The organism is Bacillus sp. XF8, assembly GCF_017498755.1.
In the GTDB taxonomy this organism is placed as follows: Bacteria; Bacillota; Bacilli; order Bacillales; family Bacillaceae_G; genus Bacillus_A; species Bacillus_A bingmayongensis.
Window position 1 is genome coordinate 130,267 of sequence record NZ_JAGDQK010000015.1, and the last position, 21,352, is coordinate 151,618.

At 39.3% G+C, this 21,352-nt stretch carries 22 protein-coding genes, 16 tRNA genes, 1 rRNA gene and 2 pseudogenes; 3 read left to right on the forward strand and 38 right to left on the reverse strand.

Going from position 1 to position 21,352, the window contains the following annotated elements; all coding sequences use genetic code 11:
* Positions 1–47: 47 nt before the first annotated feature.
* The 4 genes from J4P91_RS09925 to J4P91_RS09940 all read right to left on the reverse strand — a co-directional run bounded on the left by J4P91_RS09925 (position 48) and on the right by J4P91_RS09940 (position 2,940).
* Positions 48–121 (reverse strand) — tRNA-Gly (locus J4P91_RS09925).
* A gap of 115 nt (positions 122–236) precedes the next feature.
* Positions 237–890 (reverse strand): DsbA family protein, encoded by a 654-nt coding sequence (locus J4P91_RS09930; RefSeq protein WP_207993956.1) that lies wholly within the window; start codon positions 888–890, stop codon positions 237–239.
* Between the two features lie 190 nt (positions 891–1,080).
* Positions 1,081–1,857: a transglycosylase domain-containing protein gene (locus J4P91_RS09935; protein ID WP_207993958.1), complete on the reverse strand. Its 777-nt coding sequence runs from the start codon at positions 1,855–1,857 to the stop codon at positions 1,081–1,083.
* 621 nt (positions 1,858–2,478) lie between these two features.
* On the reverse strand, positions 2,479–2,940 hold the full coding sequence (locus tag J4P91_RS09940) for an NUDIX hydrolase (protein WP_207993959.1): 462 nt from the start codon (positions 2,938–2,940) through the stop codon (positions 2,479–2,481).
* A 227-nt stretch (positions 2,941–3,167) separates the two neighbouring features.
* Between J4P91_RS09940 and J4P91_RS09945 the strand changes: the two genes are divergently transcribed.
* A complete protein-coding gene (locus J4P91_RS09945) occupies positions 3,168–3,389 on the forward strand; it encodes a hypothetical protein (protein WP_207993960.1) in 222 nt (73 codons plus the stop codon).
* A 171-nt stretch (positions 3,390–3,560) separates the two neighbouring features.
* On the opposite strand, the gene J4P91_RS09950 is transcribed toward J4P91_RS09945, so the two are convergent.
* From J4P91_RS09950 to J4P91_RS10025, 16 genes and pseudogenes are all read right to left on the reverse strand, one after another.
* Positions 3,561–4,280 (reverse strand): YebC/PmpR family DNA-binding transcriptional regulator, encoded by a 720-nt coding sequence (locus tag J4P91_RS09950; RefSeq protein ID WP_098335739.1) that lies wholly within the window; start codon positions 4,278–4,280, stop codon positions 3,561–3,563.
* 245 nt (positions 4,281–4,525) lie between these two features.
* Entirely contained in the window at positions 4,526–5,083 is a 558-nt protein-coding gene (locus tag J4P91_RS09955; protein WP_207993961.1) for a DUF6241 domain-containing protein, read from the reverse strand.
* Between the two features lie 517 nt (positions 5,084–5,600).
* The gene (locus J4P91_RS09960; RefSeq protein ID WP_207993962.1) at positions 5,601–6,023 is read right to left on the reverse strand and encodes a phBC6A51 family helix-turn-helix protein; all 423 of its coding nucleotides are present in this window, start codon (positions 6,021–6,023) and stop codon (positions 5,601–5,603) included.
* 12 nt (positions 6,024–6,035) lie between these two features.
* Positions 6,036–6,617 carry a hypothetical protein gene (locus tag J4P91_RS09965; RefSeq protein ID WP_207993964.1) on the reverse strand — a complete coding sequence of 194 codons (582 nt, stop codon included), beginning with the start codon at positions 6,615–6,617 and terminating at the stop codon, positions 6,036–6,038.
* 1,293 nt (positions 6,618–7,910) lie between these two features.
* Positions 7,911–9,464: pseudogene (locus J4P91_RS29910) on the reverse strand (phage tail tape measure protein); the annotation flags it as partial.
* Positions 9,465–9,716, reverse strand: a complete 252-nt coding sequence (locus tag J4P91_RS09975) for a hypothetical protein (protein WP_207993966.1) — start codon at positions 9,714–9,716, stop codon at positions 9,465–9,467.
* Positions 9,717–9,841: 125 nt separating this feature from the next.
* The gene (locus tag J4P91_RS09980) at positions 9,842–10,552 is read right to left on the reverse strand and encodes a hypothetical protein (protein ID WP_207993967.1); all 711 of its coding nucleotides are present in this window, start codon (positions 10,550–10,552) and stop codon (positions 9,842–9,844) included.
* Positions 10,553–10,563: 11 nt separating this feature from the next.
* A complete protein-coding gene (locus J4P91_RS09985) occupies positions 10,564–10,926 on the reverse strand; it encodes a hypothetical protein (RefSeq protein ID WP_207993968.1) in 363 nt (120 codons plus the stop codon).
* 6 nt (positions 10,927–10,932) lie between these two features.
* Positions 10,933–11,691, reverse strand: coding sequence for a hypothetical protein (locus J4P91_RS09990; RefSeq protein WP_207993969.1), 759 nt, complete (start codon positions 11,689–11,691; stop codon positions 10,933–10,935).
* Between the two features lie 160 nt (positions 11,692–11,851).
* Positions 11,852–12,202 carry an HK97 gp10 family phage protein gene (locus J4P91_RS09995; protein ID WP_207993971.1) on the reverse strand — a complete coding sequence of 117 codons (351 nt, stop codon included), beginning with the start codon at positions 12,200–12,202 and terminating at the stop codon, positions 11,852–11,854.
* Entirely contained in the window at positions 12,192–12,338 is a 147-nt protein-coding gene (locus J4P91_RS10000; RefSeq protein ID WP_207993973.1) for a hypothetical protein, read from the reverse strand. Before J4P91_RS10000 ends, J4P91_RS09995 begins: the two co-directional genes overlap by 11 nt.
* Positions 12,339–12,349: 11 nt before the next feature.
* Entirely contained in the window at positions 12,350–12,565 is a 216-nt protein-coding gene (locus tag J4P91_RS10005) for a helix-turn-helix domain-containing protein (protein ID WP_207993975.1), read from the reverse strand.
* A gap of 458 nt (positions 12,566–13,023) precedes the next feature.
* Positions 13,024–13,935 carry a hypothetical protein gene (locus tag J4P91_RS10010; RefSeq protein ID WP_207993977.1) on the reverse strand — a complete coding sequence of 304 codons (912 nt, stop codon included), beginning with the start codon at positions 13,933–13,935 and terminating at the stop codon, positions 13,024–13,026.
* Between the two features lie 292 nt (positions 13,936–14,227).
* On the reverse strand, positions 14,228–14,518 hold the full coding sequence (locus J4P91_RS10015) for a hypothetical protein (RefSeq protein ID WP_207993979.1): 291 nt from the start codon (positions 14,516–14,518) through the stop codon (positions 14,228–14,230).
* 19 nt (positions 14,519–14,537) lie between these two features.
* Positions 14,538–14,663: a DUF3961 domain-containing protein gene (locus J4P91_RS10020; protein ID WP_207993980.1), complete on the reverse strand. Its 126-nt coding sequence runs from the start codon at positions 14,661–14,663 to the stop codon at positions 14,538–14,540.
* 11 nt (positions 14,664–14,674) lie between these two features.
* Positions 14,675–14,980 carry a hypothetical protein gene (locus J4P91_RS10025; RefSeq protein ID WP_207993981.1) on the reverse strand — a complete coding sequence of 102 codons (306 nt, stop codon included), beginning with the start codon at positions 14,978–14,980 and terminating at the stop codon, positions 14,675–14,677.
* A 142-nt stretch (positions 14,981–15,122) separates the two neighbouring features.
* Here J4P91_RS10025 and J4P91_RS10030 point away from each other — a divergent pair, with 142 nt between their 5' ends.
* Positions 15,123–15,356, forward strand: coding sequence for a helix-turn-helix domain-containing protein (locus J4P91_RS10030; protein ID WP_207993982.1), 234 nt, complete (start codon positions 15,123–15,125; stop codon positions 15,354–15,356).
* 235 nt (positions 15,357–15,591) lie between these two features.
* Positions 15,592–16,215, forward strand: coding sequence for a hypothetical protein (locus J4P91_RS10035; protein ID WP_207993983.1), 624 nt, complete (start codon positions 15,592–15,594; stop codon positions 16,213–16,215).
* 87 nt (positions 16,216–16,302) lie between these two features.
* On the opposite strand, the pseudogene J4P91_RS28825 reads toward J4P91_RS10035, so the two are convergent.
* From J4P91_RS28825 to rrf, 18 genes and pseudogenes are all read right to left on the reverse strand, one after another.
* Positions 16,303–16,410: pseudogene (locus J4P91_RS28825) on the reverse strand (N-acetylmuramoyl-L-alanine amidase); the annotation flags it as partial.
* Between the two features lie 2,079 nt (positions 16,411–18,489).
* Complete coding sequence (locus tag J4P91_RS10040) at positions 18,490–19,476, reverse strand: tyrosine-type recombinase/integrase (protein ID WP_207993984.1); 987 nt, start codon at positions 19,474–19,476, stop codon at positions 18,490–18,492.
* 182 nt (positions 19,477–19,658) lie between these two features.
* Positions 19,659–19,740, reverse strand: a tRNA-Leu gene (locus J4P91_RS10045).
* A 10-nt stretch (positions 19,741–19,750) separates the two neighbouring features.
* Positions 19,751–19,821 (reverse strand) — tRNA-Cys (locus J4P91_RS10050).
* A 10-nt stretch (positions 19,822–19,831) separates the two neighbouring features.
* A tRNA-Gly gene (locus J4P91_RS10055) sits at positions 19,832–19,906 on the reverse strand.
* Positions 19,907–19,911: 5 nt separating this feature from the next.
* A tRNA-Gln gene (locus tag J4P91_RS10060) sits at positions 19,912–19,986 on the reverse strand.
* Positions 19,987–20,100: 114 nt separating this feature from the next.
* Positions 20,101–20,176: transfer RNA gene (locus J4P91_RS10065), tRNA-His, on the reverse strand.
* 13 nt (positions 20,177–20,189) lie between these two features.
* Positions 20,190–20,263, reverse strand: a tRNA-Trp gene (locus J4P91_RS10070).
* Positions 20,264–20,270: 7 nt separating this feature from the next.
* Positions 20,271–20,354, reverse strand: a tRNA-Tyr gene (locus J4P91_RS10075).
* Positions 20,355–20,364: 10 nt separating this feature from the next.
* Positions 20,365–20,440, reverse strand: a tRNA-Thr gene (locus J4P91_RS10080).
* Between the two features lie 15 nt (positions 20,441–20,455).
* A tRNA-Phe gene (locus tag J4P91_RS10085) sits at positions 20,456–20,531 on the reverse strand.
* A gap of 9 nt (positions 20,532–20,540) precedes the next feature.
* A tRNA-Asp gene (locus J4P91_RS10090) sits at positions 20,541–20,616 on the reverse strand.
* Positions 20,617–20,619: 3 nt separating this feature from the next.
* Positions 20,620–20,696 (reverse strand) — tRNA-Met (locus J4P91_RS10095).
* A 24-nt stretch (positions 20,697–20,720) separates the two neighbouring features.
* Positions 20,721–20,796, reverse strand: a tRNA-Val gene (locus J4P91_RS10100).
* Between the two features lie 4 nt (positions 20,797–20,800).
* Positions 20,801–20,875, reverse strand: a tRNA-Glu gene (locus J4P91_RS10105).
* 10 nt (positions 20,876–20,885) lie between these two features.
* Positions 20,886–20,977: transfer RNA gene (locus tag J4P91_RS10110), tRNA-Ser, on the reverse strand.
* Between the two features lie 5 nt (positions 20,978–20,982).
* Positions 20,983–21,057: transfer RNA gene (locus J4P91_RS10115), tRNA-Asn, on the reverse strand.
* Positions 21,058–21,066: 9 nt separating this feature from the next.
* Positions 21,067–21,182: ribosomal RNA gene (gene rrf, locus J4P91_RS10120) — 5S ribosomal RNA — on the reverse strand.
* Positions 21,183–21,352 lie beyond the last annotated feature (170 nt).

A 21,352-nucleotide genomic window follows, 5' to 3' on the forward strand; every position in this document is an offset into this window, starting at 1 on the left:
AAACACTGCGTTGATCACAATTTATTATGAGAATATAAAATGAAATTTGGAGCGGGTGAAGAGAATCGAACTCTCGACCAGAGCTTGGAAGGCTCTTGTTTTACCACTAAACTACACCCGCAAATATGAAAACAACATAAGATATTGAAATAACTTATGTAAAATAGTATAGCATGTAACAAAAGCCCAAGCAAGAAATTTATCGAAAAAAGTCGAAAAAGTGATGAGTATACTCATCACTTTTTCAATTCTTTATCAATTTCCTTTTTTATACTATCATAATCTGGATTCGCAAGATTTCCGTTTACATATACTGAAGGAGCACCTTGTACTTTCAGTTTTTGTGCACGGTCTGAATCTTTACGTACTTTATCTTGAATTTCTTTGCTATGTAAATCTTTTTTAAATTGATCTACATTAACTTTTGGAAGCTTTTCCTTCACTATATTAAGAAGCAGTTCTTCTGTAATCCATTCTTCAGTATCTTTCTTCTGACTTTGATAAATTTCATCGTAGAATGTCCAGAAGGATTCTGGATCCTGTTTATAAATCGCTTCGCCAGCCGCTGCACCTAAATCGGAATCTTTTCCAATAAACGGGAAATTAATGAAATAAAACTGTACTTTCCCTTTATTAATATACTCTTCCTTTAAACGAGGTAATACTGTAGCATCCCAAGTTCGACAAGCTGGGCATTTAAAATCTCCAAATTCTACAACCTTAACAGGAGCATCTTCTTTACCTAAAGATTGCTGCGTGGAATAAGCAAACATCTCATTCCCTTTATCTTTTTTGTCATTTATGATACTGTATGCAATTGTCCCGATTACAATTAATACTGCGATAGAAAAAACAATACCAAGAGCCATGATTTTATTTGATGATTTCATATACATTCCTCTTTAAATTCATATTCTGTATACATTGTTGTACACATTACACATGATATCAATACTTTTATACATCATGCAATGAACACGCTCACATAATTTCCAAAAAAACGACAAATGTGTCAATATTGTGTCTCTTCTTTGGCTATTCTATTCAAAAAAGCGAAGTTCCCTCTATGGAACTTCGCTTTTAGCTTACCGCTTTTTCACGCGCTATTTTTTGCAACGAATGCTGAGTTGGAATATCATGACGAATTACTAATTTTTCACTAATTGCTTGCACATATTCATCATGGCTAATATACCCTTCTTTTTCCATTAATTTCAAAACAACATTTCGTCTCTCTACTGCCTTATCATAGTTCTGGGCAGGAGAATAATAAGTAGGAGCTTTCACAATAGCAGCCATCATTGCACTTTCACTTAATGTTAATTGATTTACCTTTTTACCAAAGTATAGCTGGGATGCTTTTTCAATCCCCCATGCACCTTCTCCATAATAAATATTGCTCACATATAATTTTAAAATCTCATTTTTAGTAAATGTACGCTCAATTTTTTTTGTATAAAAAATCTCTTTCCATTTACGAGAAAATGTACGTTCATTAGATAAAAAAGCATTTTTGGAAAGCTGCTGTGTAATTGTACTTCCCCCCTGTACAACACCACCAGCTTTTATATTTTCAATAGAAGCTCGAACAATTGCTATATAGTCTAAACCATTATGATGATAAAACCTTTTATCTTCTGTCGCAATAAACGCGTGAGCCAAAGGTTCTGGTACCTCTAATTTAGCGGGTACATGTAGCTTGCTAATATCACTTTGCTCAATCATTACATTTCCAATCAATAATAATGTACAACTAAGTAGTAATAATAAAATAATGGCTTTATAAAGAAACTTTGTAATTGGATTGAATGAAACCTTTTGATGATAGTTAACCCTAGACAGTACTCGTTCTTTCATCGTGCACACCTCTTTTCCTTACAGCATATATAATCCTTACATTAAGAATACTGTTTCCTAATGCAATCTCCAATTGATTTCTCTTACACTTACCTTACAATGTTGTAAGCTATAAAATACATATTCTAGCAGAAAAAATGATAAGATTCTATTTAGCCTTTTTCTATTATATCACCTGACTATTTTTCAGTTTCAGTCATTTTTTATCTAATATTTCATCTATAGCATTTCCTAAAAAATTAATGTAACAATTCAATTTTAATTAGAACAATATAGATATATTACCAAACAAGCGTTCTTGTAATCAATATATATTTACCATGTATACTTTTTATCCTACTATCTTATTTAGTTTCACCGATTAAAGATCATACTAGACATTTTTACTTACACAATATAAGTAAAAAGAGGAAGTTATTTGATGATATCTCAAATAACTTCCTCTTTAAATAAAGTGAAACTTTAATCAGTGGGGGGGCTTTTTCATCCCCCACTGATTATCAGCCCGCACCAATCGGGCTTTTACGGGCAGTAATACTCCCACCTAACTTCTTTGCTTTCGTCGAATTTTGAGGTGGGAGTATTACTGCCCTAGAATAGCGGGATAAAAAATGAAGTATTCTATAATCTTCCTATCAAATCATAAGGATCTACTTTCCATGTTTCATATGGAATAAAATTATTTGCATTTATGGCATCAAGTGTTCTCGACTTCATATGTGGGCGTGTTATATATTCATCAATATTATTTTCATTCAAAGCAATAAATTTTGCTTCTTTTATTTCTTCTGGCTGGATTCTTATTTCTCCGCTAACATACTCTACCTTAAAGACCACCGATAAAATATGCTTTGACGCATTATAGTAAAGACCTGTAATTCCAACTGGTTCTACTAAGAGACCCGTTTCTTCAAGTACTTCTCTACAAACGGCTTGATCAAGAGCCTCTCCCTCCTCTACTTGTCCTCCAGGCATTTCCCATGTATCAGCTCTCCACTGTACCTTTACTAAAAGAATTTCGTTATTTGCATTTGTTATGTAAGCAGAAACAGCAACAATGTGCTTAGGTGTTGTATACTCCATTTTATAACCTCCAAAGAACATTCGTTTAATTTTAAATACAATATATATTAATATTCATTACTCATTACAAGAATCCTTTTTTATAACCTAAGTTCACATATAGTACATGTACACTCCTACACGATTTCATTTACTCAAATATTTATTGTATGTATAATAAAATGGAATATTCTGGAAAATAAATAAAATATAATTTAAAGAGTGAACAAAAAGATAGGAGGCGTTTTATGACTCGTTGTACGAATTGTAAAACAAAATGGAAAGCAAACGATGTATGGTCGCTTCTCATGCAAAACGATGGGAAGGATTGTCCATATTGTTACGGAAGACAATATCTTTCAGATGATACGTTTGAATTTGGTGCTCATGCTTTACCTTTTTTATTTCTTTTTCCGTTCTTTGTTGAATTAAGCGATACAAGTCCTTTATTAAAGTTTAGAAAGAAATAATACAGGTGTATGTTGTTTTTTGATTTGAATATGGAATAAAAAATGCCTCCTCATTATGAATTTTTCAATTCATCTATGAGAAGACATTTATCATCTTAATTATTACAGTTTTTATTCTAGCCCAGCGAAATGATTAGACTAGAACTATTGATATCATTAGGTTTATAATGATTATTCTCCTAAGTCCACATTGTGATAAACTTGTTGAACATCTTCTAAATCTTCTAATGCATCAATCATTTTTTCAAATTGTACTTGTGCATCTTCTGAAAGTGTTACATCACTTTGCGCAAGCATTGTTAGTTCAGCAACTGTGAATTCAGTAATACCAGCATCCTTAAGCGCTGCTTGTACCGCATGGAACTGATCAGGCTCAGCATAAACGATAACAGCCTCTTCTTCTTCCAAGATATCACGTGCATCTACATCTGCTTCCATCAAAATTTCAAGTACTTCATCTGCTGTTTTTCCTTCAAGCCCAATAACAGCTGTCGCATCAAACATATATGCTACAGATCCATTTACACCCATGTTACCACTGTTTTTACTAAATGCTGCACGTACATCTGCTGCAGTACGGTTTACGTTATTTGTAAGTGTATCTACAATTACCATAGATCCGTTTGGTCCAAACCCTTCATAACGAAGCTCGTCATAATTTTCTTCTGAACCACCTTTTGCTTTTTCAATTGCACGGTCAATAATTGTTTTTGGTACACTGTACGTTTTCGCACGCTCAAGTACAACTTTTAAAGCTTGGTTTGATTCTGGATCTGGCTCACCTTGTTTTGCAGCTACATAAATTTCACGTCCAAATTTAGCGTATACGCGGCTTGTATTTGCATCTTTTGATGCTTTTTTTTCTTTAATATTATTCCATTTACGACCCATTAAGTTCCACTCTCTTTCACGTTTAAATCTACATAAAAAATATTAATATGAAATATAATGTTTATTCAACACTTTTTCAAAATAAATACAAAAAGTTCATAATCAATTTCATTATGAACATAATGAAAACTCATGCATTTTTTACTTCACATCGTATATTATACCTCAATTTTATTCTTCATTACGAATTTAACACTTCATCAAGTTATTATTTAATTGAAGTAAACAAACAATTATTTGATAATCTATTTTGGCTCTGGGAGATCTCCAGACTCTGTTAATGCAGCAGCAACTTTATCTCCAAAAGTATTTAACACAAAAGTGGTTTCTTCTAAAGAGTCCATCGTTCCTGTAGCAGTATCAATATTACGATTCATCAATCCTTGAAAAGAGTTATGCTCTTCTACAATTTCACTGAAATCTTTCTTTATCCACTTCTCAGTAATTTCCAATAATTGTTGCTTATGAGCGAAATTGCTTTGACTTAAAATATCTTTTACTCTTTCTGCATTCTTTGTAGACATCGGGGTCGCTCCCCAATTTTTATTAGGTATAACTTTTTGATGTGCCATACTATGCATTGCGGAAACCACTTCTTCCTCAGTTGAATGTTTTGTGATATGTAGCTGAGCATTTGAGCCTTCAATTTCTGCAATATTTGTTTCCAAATCATCACTTGATTCTGCAAAAACTTCTCTCTCTCCTCCTACTGGTATCTCAGCCAATTTCAACAATCCATATAATAGTCCACCTGAAAGAAATACTCCACAAATAATAACACCTAACCATCCTTTTCGTTTCATTTCCTTCCCCCATCACATCAAAATTAAACACTTATATAAAATATTCTTTTATCCTATTATACAACAAAAAAGACTCTAACAGAAATGTTAGAGTCTTTTTAAAGCGCTATTTGATACCGATGGTCGGGGTCGAACCGACACTCCCGAAGGAACACGATTTTGAGTCGACTCGGTAGACAAGTAAAATATATAGTGTCTTCTATTTACGATTATACCGTACGTACTGAGCCGTTACTCACAACGGACACCTCAATTACCTCGTACGATTTGCTTTCGTTATTACTATTCATTATAAAATCTCGAATTCCTTCCGTCAAATCCACTTTTATTATTTTTGTCGAGTTTCTTCCTATTATATATAACGTATTTAAGATACAAAAAATATTAATGAATTATTTCGCTATTAATCGACCTATTCCCCGTAAAACTATTTCTAATCGTCTCAAAATGCGAATCTCGGCGTAAATAGGTACAAAAAAAGGGCGAACCCTCCACGTAGGAGAATCCGCCGTCATAATTAAATCCCTTTTCCTAAATCCGCTAATGTCTGTTCGATATCTTTCTGTGAAACTTTCGGCTTATCGCTTGTAGTAGTAATCTCTTTCTTCTCGACTAGCTTACCGCTCAACTTATAGAATAACTCTAACGCTTTAATTGACGGAGTCTTATTAGCCGTAAAGTCTCCGCGAATCAGCGCCAATAGTTGACCATTAGCTAAATCGATATTATCACGTAATAATTGATCGGCTAACGCCTCCTTATATCGAATAAAGTTAACGTCATTACTCCACGTCCATAATGTAGTACGTGAAATTCCGAGTTCTTCCGCAATCTCTTCGAGGGTCTTTCGTTCCCTACCTTCGAAAGAGTTTTCGACTAATTTAACCGCTGCGTGCGCTTGTTCGTCCGTTATCTCCTGGCGTAAGTCTCTTAGATCCATCGTATTTCCTCCTTATATTAAGTGTTTAATTTCTTCGTAATGTTTTAAGTAACGTTGTACTTCCGATTGTAAGAACGATTCATCACTACATAATTTCTCCAAGCGCTCTTCATCGATGGCGGGTAAAGGCTTTTCGCCAAATTCATGTAAACCACAATTTCGTAATTCCAATGTTTTAAACGCAGAGTAAATTTTCCGGCTAGCTTTTTCGTAGCTGATTTCGTTCGCATCGATAAGCTTAAACACTTCTAAAAATTCCCGAAGACAACCGCCAGTCATGTCATCTTTAGGGTCAATCGCTTCACTCAACAATAGAATGTAATCGCCATATTTCTGTTGAATCGTTTTGTATTCTGTCGGTTGTAACGTTTGCGTCTTTACTATTAAAGCGCCGTACCCTTTAAAGTAATCAAATAGATGCTCGACTTTATCCGCTAATACTTTTGATATTTCCCTATCTACGAAATGATCGGGCCTTTCCGGTGGCAATCCCTTTGCAATACGTTCTTGTCTGTGTGCCTCGTTTCTCGCTCGTAGTTCTTCGATTTCTTTCTCTAACTTGTCGTAATCAATTACTGGTGCTTCTTGTACCATACAATCACCTCTCGTCTTAAACTAAAATGCTTTTAATCTCTCTTTCTTACTTGTTAACAAATCGTCAATATGGTCCGCCGTAGCCCTTGCGACTACACGACTGTCTAAATTCAACACGCTCTCAACAATTATCGGTCTATCAGAAGACTGTACTGAGCCACTGTTCGAACGTTCTCTTAACGGATAAGCCGAAGGTGACACTGCTCTCACAACATTTGCATTGGTCACACCTGTGTCCACCGCTAACATCTCCGGCTTCATCCATTCTGTCATCTCTGCCGCCGTCCTCATTAGAGAACTTTTCATCGAATCGATACCGTTCATCCAACCCTTAGCCATATTCACACCAATCATGTCACGCATCCACCTAGACGGCGAATGAATCGAAAATAGTCCGGTAAGTTTGTCCTTGATTCCGTTACCGATTTCCGATACCTTATCCCATATAGCCGAAGCCATCGATGTAATACCTTTCAATAAGCCTTCCATGATGTTCTTACCGATGCTCATTAGGTTGATACCTTTTAGGAAACTAATAATACCGTTCCATGAATTAGAGATAGCCGAACTAATACTGGATGAGACCTCGGATACAATATTTTTCATAGTTTGAAAGGCAACTTGTACAACTGATTTCGCTGAATTTACCACCGTAGAGATAATCGATTTAATCGCATTCCAAACTGCTGAAATCACGCTTTTGATAGCTGACATAACGCTTGAAGTACCACTCTTAATAGCGTTCCAAGCACCGGAAACGATTGACTTCACGGCATTCATTACGAAAGTAATGATCGTTCTAATCGTAGTGAATCCATTGGATACGAGGGTCGATACACTTGAAATTGACCCTTGGAAAATTGATTTAATAAAAGACCATCCGCCAGTTACAATCCCCTTCAAACCAGAGAATAATAACTTTCCTAAACTTAATAATCTACCGACTAGCATTAAGTTGAAAAAGTTCCAAATAAACTGAATGGAGCCAGTAAATATTGATTTTGTTCCTTCCCACATTTTTCCGAAATCCCCGGAGAATAAGCCGCTGAATACTTGGATTACACCTTGTATAACCTTTAAAGCACCTTCTATAACGCCCTTGATATTATCCCAAACGCCTTGGACTATCACCACTAATACCGGCCATATAGCTTGGAATATCGCCATAATCACCGTTAACGCCGTATTAATTACCGCTTGAATAGTAGTCCAAACGTTTTGTGCTGCCGTTAGAATCGAAGTTTGGTTCTCGTTCCAAAAGGCGACTATTTCCGTCCAAATTGACATAATGAAAGAACTTACCGCGGTCAGAACGGTGCTGATTACTTCTTGAATCGCCGTCCAAGCGGTCATAACACTATTTCGGAACTGCTCGTTTTGTTGCCAAATTGCTACTAAGACCGCGCCCAATCCTGCGATAGCGGCTATTACAATCCCTATCGGACCGGTTATCGCTGTAAATACCGCAGATAATGCGCCCATACCTCCGACTGCACCGAAAAGGGAAGCGCCTAATCCACCAATAACACTGATGAATGTACCGATCGCAGACATCGCAATACCTGCGACAGTGCCGAAGATAGTAAATGCGGTTGCAACTGCGGCAACTGTAGCGATTACTGTTTGCATTGACGTAGGCAAATCCGAGAACCAGTTAGCTAATCCGGCTACTTTATCCGATACCGCTGTGATTGCCGGTGCTAAAGCATCCGTAAAGCCACGACCTGCGGCATCTAATGCGGATTCCATTTTCGTCATAGCACCCGCCCATCCTTCAAGCATCGCGTCAGCCGCTTTCTTACTAGCACCACCGGAGTTTTCGAGCGCTTTGGTCATCTTATTGATTTCATCAGGGCCTGCTTCCATTAACGATAACATTCCCGAAACGGCTTCCATCCCGAATATAGTAGCTATAGTTGAAGATTTCTGAGCGTCTGTATATCCGGACATGCCCTTTTGCATATCTCCTATAATCTCAGATAGCGACTTCATCTTACCGTTAGAATCAACCGTAGTTACACCTAATTTTTTTAACGCATCTGCTGCAGCTTTCGGCGGGCTAACTAAACGAATTAAAGCGTTTTTCAGTGCTGTACCTGCCGTTTGTCCTGAAGCACCCGCATCAACCATGATACCTACAGATGCCGCTAATTCTTCCATCGAAATACCTACCGCGTTAGCCGGTCCAGCCGCCTCTTTAAATGCGTAACTCATGTCTGACATGCCTGCCGCTGATTGATTCGCCGCTTGTGCAAGTACGTCGGCTACATGTCCACTTTTTGACGCTTCCATGCCGAACGCGTTTAAAGCTGACGTAATCGTATCAGCGACTAAACCTAAATCCTCACCGGATGCTGCGGCTGCGCTTAACACGCCAGGTAACGCGGCTGTAGATTGAGCGGCATCGAAACCTTTCGCACCCATCTCGGCATAAGCAGCGGCTACTTGACTAGTAGAGTATACGGAAGTTTTAGCCATGTCTAAAATATCGGATTTCACTTGGTTATAAGATCCACCTGTAAGTACGGCTGCTCTCCTTGTTTGCTCTTCGAACTGCCTACTGTCAGAGATCATTTTTCCGAGCGCTAGTCCGGAAACGGCTGCGGCTGGTGCGAAAGCATTTTGCATCGTCCTCCCAGCGTTACTTACTCCGTTACCAAAACGTTGCACGTGAGCGCTCGCTTGTTGTAACCCTTGTTGGAAAGGCGCTACGTTGGGCGTTGGTATATCGATTCGCATACTACTCATCGTTTGACGGAAGTTGTTAGCTACTTGGGTAGCCTGCCTAAATCCACTCGTAAAATTTCCTATTTGAGCGGCTAGGTCAACCGTAATTCTTTCTTCCATCTACTTTACCCCGCGTTTTTTAGACGCTTCGTACTTTAGTATTAGGCCTTCTTTTTCGATGAAACGACGGAGTCCTTCAATCTCAGTAAGTTGACTATTAATTAAAGCATAAGCGACATTTATCTTCGTAACCTCTTCACTCATTAGCACCAACAACCGACTCATTATTGCTCTTGCTTCATCTAAATCTTTTGCCGCCACTAACTCCTCTGTGATTTTGTGCATCTTCTCTAAATTTTGTAATGTATTCATTTGAACACTCCTTATTTTTAAATAAATAAAAAAGAAGCCGCTAAAATAGCGACCTCTCGTGTTTCATTTGGTGTTACCGTTTAACAGTAGCTAGGAGGCCCGGCATCGCACCAAATGTTAATCTTTTATTTTGTACCTTCTGCGTAAACATACATATCAGGTCTATTAATGTAATCCGCGAAATTATGACGATAGAACTCTCTTACGCTATCTACTACGATTGAATTGAATAAGCTAGCGCCAAACATTACGTTGGCTTTGTCGATAATCTGTCTTGCTTCATTTTGCTCATCCGTAATAAAGTCAGTTTCTAGCTTGAGGTAAATTTTAAGTAGTTCTGCCTTTACTGTTGCTCCTCCGGATTCACCGGCGCATTGAATTAATTCTGCAAACTGATTACGTAAATGATTTGCAAAATATGCCTCATCAATACTACCTACAAATTGATTGATTAGTTCTAATGCTCTAGTTGAATTAGGAGAAAGCATAGTACGTATTTTCAAATCAGATAATCCTTGTTCAAATAACTTAACTTTAGTATCTGAAGGTTTTGTGTTAGACTCTTTATCTGCATTTTCTAGTAAGAAGCGTTCTGCACTTACTCTAGCTTTAGTGACTGCTGTTTGAAAATCGTTTTTTGCCTGCTTAGCAAACTCCATGAGCTTCTTACCGTGCTCCTTTTGTAATTGCTCGGACTTTTGCGCTCGTCCAATTTCCGATAATGTGAGATCTCTTTTTACCTCTTCTAATTCCTCTTGTAACGCTTTCTGTAATTCAAGATATTGACTAGTTACTCCCTCTTGGATTGTGCGTGCTTTTTCAATATGTTCTCTCATTAGTATCTCCCCTATTCTTTAATTTCTCTTAAACTTCTTACGCTAGATTTACCCTCTTTAACTCTTTCATACATCTTTCGTCCAATATCCAACGGGCTTACTGATGGCGGTGTGTATCGAAGTCCGTTACCAGGATTCGGGTCTGCGCCTTGCTTCCTTTCTTCAATGCGTAACCGTACCATTAGGTCTTTTAATGAGGCTTCAATTTCTTCCTTCGTCTCACCGTTTAATTGCGGGATTGCATTCTCTACGTCGGTCCCTGTAAAACCTTTATTACGTAGGGCCTCACGCTTACGCATTTCGACTAATTCCTCGTGCGATTCCCTATATCGTTCTAGTTGTGCGGCCAGTTGCTCCTTCTCCATATCGTTCATATTCCATCACGCCTTTTCTATAATTTTCATCATACGGTAGGACGCCCCTACGCTTGATTTATTTTCGTTTAACACGTCTAATTGCTGTAATCGACGTTCATTTTCTCGAATAGTTGGAACGTTACTCGCTTTCTCATACAGTTCACTTAATTTCTTTTCAATACTAGCTTCGTAATATGAGTAATGCTTATGTGATTTAACTTTATCTGCAATACCACTAAACACCTGTAAGATAGCTAGTTTCCCCGCTTCATCTACTTGATCAGCTTTAAGTAACAGACTTTGCAATGTTGTTACCGGATTGCCAAATTGTAATTGTGTCATTGCAACATCTAAATATGCCGTATCTTCTGACGCTTGTAACGTATACATTTTATCTGCGACTTCGCGCTGCAATGCTTGGATTTCAATCTCGTACTTCTCTTTCATCTCAGCAACTTGTTTATCTAATTCTTTTCGCAACTCTTGTAATTCGTGTGTACGTAGGCTGGGCGCGTCATCATATTTCGGATGTGCTTTTAATTCCTCTCTCTGTTTCTTATAGACATCGACCGCATAGTCAATTGACTGCTCGATTACGTCCAAACTTGGGAAATCAACTTTACACGCTGCCGGTGTTTTTCCCTCTTCATCAGATACCGTTAACCTATTAAATATTTCCGAATCTACATTGTAGACGCGGCCTTCCTCATAGCGATCTTGTCCTACCGCTAAAGTTCGATCCATATATACTTTGTGTGTCTGCTTTGGGATATTTATAGTCATTCCGCTTCCTCCTCTTCTTCCTCATTCCATTTGGTTTCCTCAGGTGCTACTACCGTAAAAGTTCCATCCAAGTAATAAACAATAGTCTCCTTTTCTTCTAAAAGTTGATTTCCCATGTAGATGTTGCTTAATTCCCTATGCACTTCAGTTTTAATATCGATTACCCCCTCGATGCATTGCGAACTGCGTTTTTTATATCACCGACGAACGCTTGTCGTCCCTCGAATACAGTTTTACGAATGAAACCTTTCTTCGTCCTATGTTCAAACTCTTGCCTTTGCGCGTATGGTACGTTTGTCCCATAGCTCCAATTAAGTTTCGATAACTGTTTCGGACTTGATTGAATACTGTTCGAAAGTAATCCCGAATCGACAGGCGCACGGTTTGCTGCGGTATTCGCTTGTAACCGAGCATGTTTTTCGACTACTGGCGCAATCGCCCTTTCATACTTGCCAGGGTCTAGTCGCCTAATTAAAGAGTCAAGACCTCTCGTATTTACTCTAATCTGCATTTTTCGCTCGAGCCTCTTCGCTACCCGCGGAAAGTTTCTGTAACAATTGGTCAGCCCAGCTAGTACCGCCATGTACTTTTTTCTGTCGGAATAATTCACGTTTAGACCTCAAAGAGCGGTTTTTCTTTCTCGCCATTTCTATCACTCCTATATCGAAAGTTCTCTATATTGCTTAAGTTTTTCTAACATTGCTGCATCTATATTAAAAGCACGAAACGCACGCATCTTAACGCCATCACTCAACGGAACTAAACCGATTTCAATGTTAGCAATAGTACTTCGATGTAGATTCAATTTGTTAGCGAACTCATGTTGCGTCAAACCAAAATACGTACGTAAATCCCTGAGCATTTTATTATCCATCACGACTCCTCCCTTTTCGTCTTGTAATATCGTTATCCAACTAAAAATGTCGCTTAATAGCCAGAAAAAAGAGACTATCAAAACGACAGTCTCGGAAATTAAACATTCGTATTAAATTAGAAGATAAAGAGAAAAACAATACTTAATAATTAAAACCTCGCGACTTCGTTTCGCTACGCTTCACTCGTCGCCATCCTCATAATTAATTTATCGATAATGTATATATCAGCGATAATAATGATAGATGCAACGACTTTGGAGCGAAGCGGAAAAGGCGATTGCCAGGTCTTATTATTTAGCGATAAGTTAGCGTAATAAAAAAAACGACAGTTAAACGAATAACCGTCGTTGAAATATCGCTTAAGTATTAGCGCTGGATACTCAAGCCCACTGCCCCTTCACTATTAGTCCGTTTTCTAACGAATACAGAGGGGATTACGCAAAACTTTTTATTTTTTTTATAAATTTCTTTTTGGCGGTAAATCTTTTTCTGCTTTAATCGGTAGTATCTGTCCTTCAAACGTAAAACCCGAGTTATCTTTTCTCTGTCCTTCGATTATATTGACTGTAAACACAGAATCACCACCGGAATCTACCATTTCCTCATTTCGAATCTCCCTCGCCACTTCTGATAGTGGTCGACGTTTGTATTTTCCTTCTTCTCCATTCATATATTGAAGCGGACAATTCCCCTTACTACGTTTACGATATATTACATGCGTTTTTCTTGTGCCACAAACAATATCTTGTGGATCGTTGCTAATTTCCGATTTATTGTGAATAAGTGTCTCTAGTGATTCTAGGGTTGGTTCAAATAACTTTTCGTGTTTATATATACTTATTATTTTGTGATAATCGTGGGTAGAAACCCCGAAACGCTCACGGTTGTAACATGCTCTTGCTCGTCTATTGTTTACTTCTCTTTCACAACTCGTTACTCTACCTTTCTTAACGATGGACATTCTTGAGCAATATGTTTTCTTACCTCCAGGCATAGCATCGTAAAATACCTTCCCACAAATGATACATTCTTTAATCTTGTTTGGTTTAATATTCGAAGCAATATGACGTATTTCTGTCGCTCCGTATGTTTCCTGTAATACCGAATCGGGAATATTCGAGGATGCTAATTCAATTAGATGTAACCACTCCTTACGGTGAAAACGACGTAAATTTTTTACATTCTCCTGCAATTCACTGGCTCGATATTGGAAATCATCGTCAAAATAAGCTTGTAAAACGTTTATAATTTGATCTCCGAAAAACGTTAAAAATAACTGATTCGCCTCTTTTTTCTCTAAAAATCTAGTATCTCTTTCCTCATTTCGTACAACAATGCCTTTTTCTTCTGCGGTAACAATTTCGTACATACACATTTACCTCCGATTAATTTAATCGGGCGTGTCGAATCGCCCTAGGCATCGACTTTTCGACTAGTAATGTGTACATATATGGTTTTCGAAGATACGTTAGGCACTATATATTGTAAAACGTTTCAAAACAGGACACAAGATATATGTATAAATTCTTTCTTTTTTTAATAAAGCAAAAAAGCCCGTGTTGCCTATTCCACGTGCTTCGTATCCGTTCTATATAAATAACCCTCTGTACATCATCCAAAATGTGCTATGAAAATTAACTTATTGGGGGTCCTAGTTGCCGCTAGAAACCCGCCTGTCCCTCTAATAACATTTCGATAAACTCAACCGCCAGCATTCCTTCAATGTCGCCTTTTATATTTTCGCAGTAAATCTCAAGTGCTTTGTACCGATCAGAATCGTACACATTTATCTCCGATTTTCCTAATTCACGAGTTGGTATTTGACGGAAAGTAACAACATTGCCGTTAATTTCGTAGTAGATTGACTCCGTCAATAAATACGCTGTGTATTTCGTTTGCTTTAAACCGTCTATATCTCTGTATTCAAAATTTACCGTTATTTCTCGTCCCATTTCCGTTCCCCCCTATTAATTAAATTACGTAAGCGATGAACATGTCGACGGCGTACAACATACCGCCTACTCCAAAGACTCCCCAATACCAAATACGATCAGATAACGTTTCTAAGCCGAAGTAATCGTTTAGTTTTGCGAACATAGTACGTTTCCTTAGTGAGCTTCCTTTTTAATCGATGCAAGTGCTAGTAAGAAATCCAACGCGGTTATGTTTCCGATTTGAGTAATATCCACTAACGTTTCATCTAAATCGCCTTGTAAATCTAACGCTGTCTCGCCGATAATAATTTCGTCATTATTACCGTAAGTGAATTCCTCAATCAAAATTCCATCTTCATATACCGTTAGTACGTGTTTATCCGTGATTTTAAAAGCCTTCTCAGCAAACGTTACTTTCGAGCCATCTCCATTTTCCACCGTGATATTTACATTTACCTCTTTAATATTTTGTAGATTCATTTTCTTATTTCCCCTCTCTTAATTACGTTTACCGTAACTGATGTCTATATCATAAATTACGTTTACCGTAACTGTCAACCCTAAAATTACATTTTACGTAATTCTTCTTAGGATATATAATATAGACAAGGGGTGATACATAGTGGCAAAAAGAATCGAAGTTAAGTTGCGTGACATATTAAAGTCTCGAGGAATGGATCAGAAAGATTTAATCGATGATAAAAACGGATTGTCTACCCGTACTATAAGTGAACTAGCAAGCGGAAAAATGAAGCGATATCCAAAAGAAGCGTTAGAGAAGATCGCAGATAAATTAAATATTACCGATATGAATGAATTACTACTAATTGTAGAAGATGAGGAGGACGTCAGATAAGGCGTTCTTTTTTTGTGGAAATCGTGTCACGTGGCACATTTTAGGTATTATTTTGACAACATAGCTTCCAATAGGTATTAATTTGGTCACACGATAAGAGATATGCGGCGTGGTACAAATCCCCTACAAGGCTGACATAACTAGCATGTACGATAGGTAAACACACAAGCGAGACAAGATCACTTTCCATCTATTGTATTATGCGTAATTTATACGTAAAGGAGTGTGATTATTCGTGAACTTAAATAACGGAGGAAAGTGTAATCATTCCGCGATTTCTTGTCCTGTTCCTGGTTCGGCTTCCGTTCCTTTTCCTGGTTCAGCGCCATCACCGACTATCGTTACAACTCCTCAATTGTTTTTTACGCCATTGCCGCCAAACCCGCCTCCTATACCTCTTCCAGAAAATACAAGCAATATCACGATTATGGAGTTTTTAGTTCCTGCCCGAGTAGTAGCAGAAAGACCAAGAGTCCAACTAGATGCAACAATCGGTACAGAAATTCTTGCATTTCCAGGAGACGATGCTTTTTTTAGTGTCAATGACATTACGTATCAGTTATTCCGTGATAATACATTGCTAACAGATACACTTGTATCCGGAAACTATCGAATCGCTGGGGAAGAGGACCTTTATACATTTAACTCCACGTTTACGTGGGTAGATACACTACTTCCAACCGACCCAGTGTTACCAGGAGACCCCATATTACCACCAGACCCCATACGCTATCGAGTTGTGGCAAATGTAGGCGATTATTTTCACGTAACAAGAGCTCAGGTTAGAAATCGTGGGTTTCTTGGTGTACTTCACCCGCCTGACCCTATACTTCCTGCTCTTCCTACCAACCCTGTTTAACGTAAATTACAGACGCTATGTAATAAATAAAACCGACTCCGTTAAAGTTTACAGAGCCGGTTTCTTTTTCGTGGGTTAACGCACATATTACTTCACGTTCACATACGAATCACTAGCCGTAATGTAATACGTATTCCCTTTCGAATTGTGTACGCGGTATTGCGGTGAGCCATTTACGTCAACCTTAGCATCGATATCTTAAGCTTTAAAGCTGTTTTTCTTAGAGAATTATCAGCGAAATTGAATACGCATATCTTACGTAATACAAATACATAGGAAAGGAATAGAACGTGGAAAACTTAACGAATATACTGGCGATTTCAAGCCCCGTGTTAAAATTTTTTTGTCTGGACTCTCCATACAGAAGGCAAAACTTTTTTATTTTTCTTAGGCCCCCGGCTTAAAATTTCGAATCGGAATCGCCCGCTTTTTATGCAGTATTTTATTCATAGTTAGTTTACATAATTATTGTTATACGAAGTAATAATCGAGGTTACAATAACGAATAAACGCCGTCATATCAACGTTTGTACTCCTTCCGATTACTGCATACTATTTATATCGTTTATGCATTGATAGTAAACGTTGATGTTATGCGGTTTATACATCGCTTGCATAACGAGATAATGCATACGATATACATATGTGAAGGGTGAGGTTCAGAGGGTAGGCGTGCGTCACGAGCGTTCGGCTGGTAAAACGGGTAATATGTAACGTAGTGTATAACGGTGAGAGTACGCTTATTTGTTAAGTTATGTTAAGTATGTGTGTACGTGCACTCGCTTGTAACGACGTCGAGTCGTTTGTGGTGACGTCACCACGTTTGTATATCATGCCTTTGTATCTGTCCGAATAAGGTCACACCGTACTGGAGTACGCTCTCCGTTTCGATGGTAACAAAATGTAACGAATAACAAGGGGTTAGGTACGCGATGCACCGGTGCATGTTTCCCCTATCGATTGACATGCCGACATGTCATTAGCGTTTGCAAAATTCGCAAGATCATAACGCTTGTCCAAACAAGGTCACATTATATCTCTGGTAATATACACCAGTAATTTGATATAATCGATATGCATCAAAATACTTTAACGATGTGAACGGAATCCTTACTTGAGAGCGCTGTTTATCGGCGTTCTTTTTTATTGATTCTTCCACGTTTTCGACTTCGTTACGCGGTGACAATTCCGGTAGGACAAGCGCACTGACTCCCGGAGTGACAACCGACTTTATAACGTAAACATTATGACCGTTTCCTCCTCTTATTTACCGATAGTACTCTCGTTATTCTACGTTAACTCTCGTCCTCCTCCCCCTAACTCCTGAACAACTTTCCTCCTCAGATTTATCAACGTATTGTCTTGTTATTTACGCTTAGAATCGAAATTACCTTCGCCTTTACTCTTCGTTATTAATACGCTACGGGGCAAGCCCTTGCTAACGCCTCCCGCTATGGGCTACGTCCCCCACCGTTTAATTAACCGCCTCCCCTATCTGCCTTGTTCACTCCGCTTAGTTAGCGGTAGTCACTTCCGTCCTCCACCTCTCGTAGCCAGTGGCGTATCCTTCGTATATTTTTTCGTTTTTGCCCTTGACCTTAAGGTTTTTCGGGCTTACGGTTTTTATCATGCCGAAGCGAAGTTAGGAAAACGGCTGGCAGGCGGACTTGTCCCCTACGGCGCCTTACTAAAAAAGTAGTAGGGCGCGTAAGAGGGACAAGCGCCTACGGTTAAGTTGCACGGTTAATGCCATGCCTTGCTTCGTCAGTGTTCCGTATGTATAGACCCTATTCACTTGGCGACTTTCATCGCGCACGTCCTTCGCCTAAGACTTGTCCACTACACAAAGCCACCCCTGTGCGACAAGTTGAACGTGTTCCCTAGCACCGTAATGCTAATGGCTACCACCCGAACCTTTTAGGCGCATAAGCCAAGGTAAGTTCTCACCTTCCCGTAACGTACGAATAGGAATACGTTACGGGGCGCTATCCTTGTGAAAGCATACTCGGTACTTTCCGCACGACCGATAGCAAGCCAAGCCGCTTAAGTAAAGCGGGAAACAGTTTTTAGCGTGGTTTACAGGCAATTCCACGTTCGGAAATTACCGTAACCCACGTTTCTTATCGCTTAAAAAAGGCAGCACTTAAGAAGCCTTGCATTCCTCGAATTTTTTCGATAAAATGAAGGTAATGAATATACGGCTTGTCCGTTATTTAGTTTTAATGTGAATTGTTTTGAGTCTCCAGTTGGCGCTGGGGACTTTTTTCTTTGTTTTTAAAGCTCTTTTAACACTTTTAAAGGCGAAAACTTCCTATGACTCTCTCGTACATCCTTTCCGAACAAATTAACGTATACTTTTACGATTTCCATGCTTGTATGTCCAAGTATGGTCTGTAATTCGAATATATTAGCGCCTTGCTGAACGCTTAATTTAGCAAATGTATGTCGAAAAGTATGAGGACTACATCTTACGTCTTTTATCCTCGCCATATCCCCGTATTTAGCGATTCTCTCTTGTATACCTCGCTTAGCAAACGGTGTTTGATCGATAGATATAAACAACGCATCCGTTTCAACATAGCCACGAATAGCAATATATCTCTTTAACTGCTCTTTCATTCGTGATTGAATCGGTACTTGCCGTTCTTTATAGCTTTTAGCGTTACGTATTATGATTAAGCTATCTTCCCAACGAACATCAGCTAACGTTAAACCTGTTAACTCATTTATACGAATACCGGTCTCTAATAGTAGCATCATGATTGTATAGTCACGTACGCCTGTAAACGTCTTTAAGTCCGGCTGCTTAAATAGTTTATTTAACTGCTCCTTCGTAAAAGTATTAACGACTCGCCTGCGGTCTTTAAGTAACGAGATGTTTTTCATTGGATTTATCGGTATGTGCTTATGCTTATGAAGGAAGTTAAAAAACGCTCGTAAGGCTCTTAGACGCGTATTAATCGATACTACTTTAAGGCCTTTATCATTACGCATGTATAGAATAACGTTTTCTTTAATGTGTTCCTCCGTAACGTTATACGGTTTTATATTCATACTGTCGATACCTTGCTCACGTAAATGATTTAGAAAGGCGAATAATTCCTTACGGTAAAATCCAATCGTATGAGGTCGTAAATTACGCAATTCACAATCCTTCGTGAAAATACTTAACGCATCCTCAAACGTTTCTACATACGACTTCTTACTTTTGTGAACAACTGATAATTCACGATCATTTAACACGTTCTTGCGTCTTACCACAACGAACACCTCCACGCTTAACGTAAACGATTTGCTCGCACGATTAGAGGTAATTTAGTCGTCTAATAATCCAACGCCCATAAACGCAAAAAAAGCGCTCCTTACCGAAGTAAGAAACGCTTAGTATATACGATATAATCAATCCGAAGACAAATAAAAAAGACGATTACTCGTCTTTTTGATACCGATGGTCGGGGTCGAACCGACACTCCCGAAGGAACACGATTTTGAGTCGTGCGCGTCTGCCAATTCCGCCACATCGGCATAATAAGAAAGGCGGCAACCGGATTCGAACCGGTGGTAAAGGTTTTGCAGACCTCTGCCTTACCACTTGGCTATGCCGCCATATTAAATTTGGAGCGGAAGACGGGATTCGAACCCGCGACCCCAACCTTGGCAAGGTTGTATTCTACCACTGAACTACTTCCGCAAAAATGGCTGGGCTAGCTGGATTCGAACCAGCGCATGACGGAGTCAAAGTCCGTTGCCTTACCGCTTGGCTATAGCCCATCGAATTACTAATACATTATATGTTTACAATACTTATTTTATTACCATTAATATTTAAATAAGACATTACATATCTTATCATAGTTGAATTAATTTGTAAATATTTTTAAAAAATGGGGCGACTGATGGGAATCGAACCCACGAATGCCGGAGCCACAATCCGGTGCGTTAACCACTTCGCCACAATCGCCATATTGTGTTTTTGGCAGGGGCAGTAGGAATCGAACCCACACTGGAGGTTTTGGAGACCTCAGTTCTACCTTTAAACTATGCCCCTATGTAAATGGTGGAGGGGGGCAGATTCGAACTGCCGAACCCGAAGGAGCGGATTTACAGTCCGCCGCGTTTAGCCACTTCGCTACCCCTCCGAAACTTACATGGTGCCGGCTAGAGGACTTGAACCCCCAACCTACTGATTACAAGTCAGTTGCTCTACCAATTGAGCTAAGCCGGCGTATTTAGTTGAAAATGGTGGCTCGGGACGGAATCGAACCGCCGACACGAGGATTTTCAGTCCTCTGCTCTACCGACTGAGCTACCGAGCCAGAAATAAATGGCGGTCCCGACCGGGGTCGAACCGGCGATCTCCTGCGTGACAGGCAGGCATGTTAACCACTACACCACGGGACCATTTGGTTGCGGGGACAGGATTTGAACCTGCGACCTTCGGGTTATGAGCCCGACGAGCTACCAGACTGCTCCACCCCGCGACGATACTACTTATATATTATATATGGTGGAGGATGACGGGATCGAACCGCCGACCCCCTGCTTGTAAGGCAGGTGCTCTCCCAGCTGAGCTAATCCTCCAAAGTGGTGACCCGTACGGGATTCGAACCCGTGTTACCGCCGTGAAAGGGCGGTGTCTTAACCACTTGACCAACGGGCCAAAAATATCATGGCGGAGAGCAAGGGATTCGAACCCTTGATACGCTTGTGACGTATACACGATTTCCAATCGTGCTCCTTCGGCCAACTCGGACAGCTCTCCAATCATGGCTCCGCAGGTAGGAATCGAACCTACGACCGATCGGTTAACAGCCGATAGCTCTACCGCTGAGCTACTGCGGAATAACACTAGCCTGGCAACGTCCTACTCTCACAGGGGCAATGCCCCAACTACCATCGGCGCTAGAGAGCTTAACTTCCGTGTTCGGTATGGGAACGGGTGTGACCTCTCTGCCATCATTACCAGACTATATTCACTTGAGACAAACATTATTATACTTGATTGATTAAAAAAGTCAACAAGTTTTTTATGTTCTCTCAAAACTAGATAACATTTGCTACATATTATATGGTTAAGTCCTCGATCTATTAGTATTCGTCAGCTCCACATGTCACCATGCTTCCACCTCGAACCTAT

Bases quoted from the DNA above. Each gene is read 5' to 3' on its own strand.
- J4P91_RS09930 (WP_207993956.1), bottom strand. From the start codon at position 890: ATGAAATCATCAAATAAAATCATGGCTCTTGGTATTGTTTTTTCTATC.
- J4P91_RS09935 (WP_207993958.1), bottom strand. From the start codon at position 1,857: ATGAAAGAACGAGTACTGTCTAGGGTTAACTATCATCAAAAGGTTTCA.
- J4P91_RS09940 (WP_207993959.1), bottom strand. From the start codon at position 2,940: ATGGAGTATACAACACCTAAGCACATTGTTGCTGTTTCTGCTTACATA.
- J4P91_RS09945 (WP_207993960.1), top strand. From the start codon at position 3,168: ATGACTCGTTGTACGAATTGTAAAACAAAATGGAAAGCAAACGATGTA.
- J4P91_RS09950 (WP_098335739.1), bottom strand. From the start codon at position 4,280: ATGGGTCGTAAATGGAATAATATTAAAGAAAAAAAAGCATCAAAAGAT.
- J4P91_RS09955 (WP_207993961.1), bottom strand. From the start codon at position 5,083: ATGAAACGAAAAGGATGGTTAGGTGTTATTATTTGTGGAGTATTTCTT.
- J4P91_RS09960 (WP_207993962.1), bottom strand. From the start codon at position 6,023: ATGGATCTAAGAGACTTACGCCAGGAGATAACGGACGAACAAGCGCAC.
- J4P91_RS09965 (WP_207993964.1), bottom strand. From the start codon at position 6,617: ATGGTACAAGAAGCACCAGTAATTGATTACGACAAGTTAGAGAAAGAA.
- J4P91_RS09975 (WP_207993966.1), bottom strand. From the start codon at position 9,716: ATGAATACATTACAAAATTTAGAGAAGATGCACAAAATCACAGAGGAG.
- J4P91_RS09980 (WP_207993967.1), bottom strand. From the start codon at position 10,552: ATGAGAGAACATATTGAAAAAGCACGCACAATCCAAGAGGGAGTAACT.
- J4P91_RS09985 (WP_207993968.1), bottom strand. From the start codon at position 10,926: ATGAACGATATGGAGAAGGAGCAACTGGCCGCACAACTAGAACGATAT.
- J4P91_RS09990 (WP_207993969.1), bottom strand. From the start codon at position 11,691: ATGACTATAAATATCCCAAAGCAGACACACAAAGTATATATGGATCGA.
- J4P91_RS09995 (WP_207993971.1), bottom strand. From the start codon at position 12,202: ATGCAGATTAGAGTAAATACGAGAGGTCTTGACTCTTTAATTAGGCGA.
- J4P91_RS10000 (WP_207993973.1), bottom strand. From the start codon at position 12,338: ATGGCGAGAAAGAAAAACCGCTCTTTGAGGTCTAAACGTGAATTATTC.
- J4P91_RS10005 (WP_207993975.1), bottom strand. From the start codon at position 12,565: ATGGATAATAAAATGCTCAGGGATTTACGTACGTATTTTGGTTTGACG.
- J4P91_RS10010 (WP_207993977.1), bottom strand. From the start codon at position 13,935: ATGTACGAAATTGTTACCGCAGAAGAAAAAGGCATTGTTGTACGAAAT.
- J4P91_RS10015 (WP_207993979.1), bottom strand. From the start codon at position 14,518: ATGGGACGAGAAATAACGGTAAATTTTGAATACAGAGATATAGACGGT.
- J4P91_RS10020 (WP_207993980.1), bottom strand. From the start codon at position 14,663: ATGTTCGCAAAACTAAACGATTACTTCGGCTTAGAAACGTTATCTGAT.
- J4P91_RS10025 (WP_207993981.1), bottom strand. From the start codon at position 14,980: ATGAATCTACAAAATATTAAAGAGGTAAATGTAAATATCACGGTGGAA.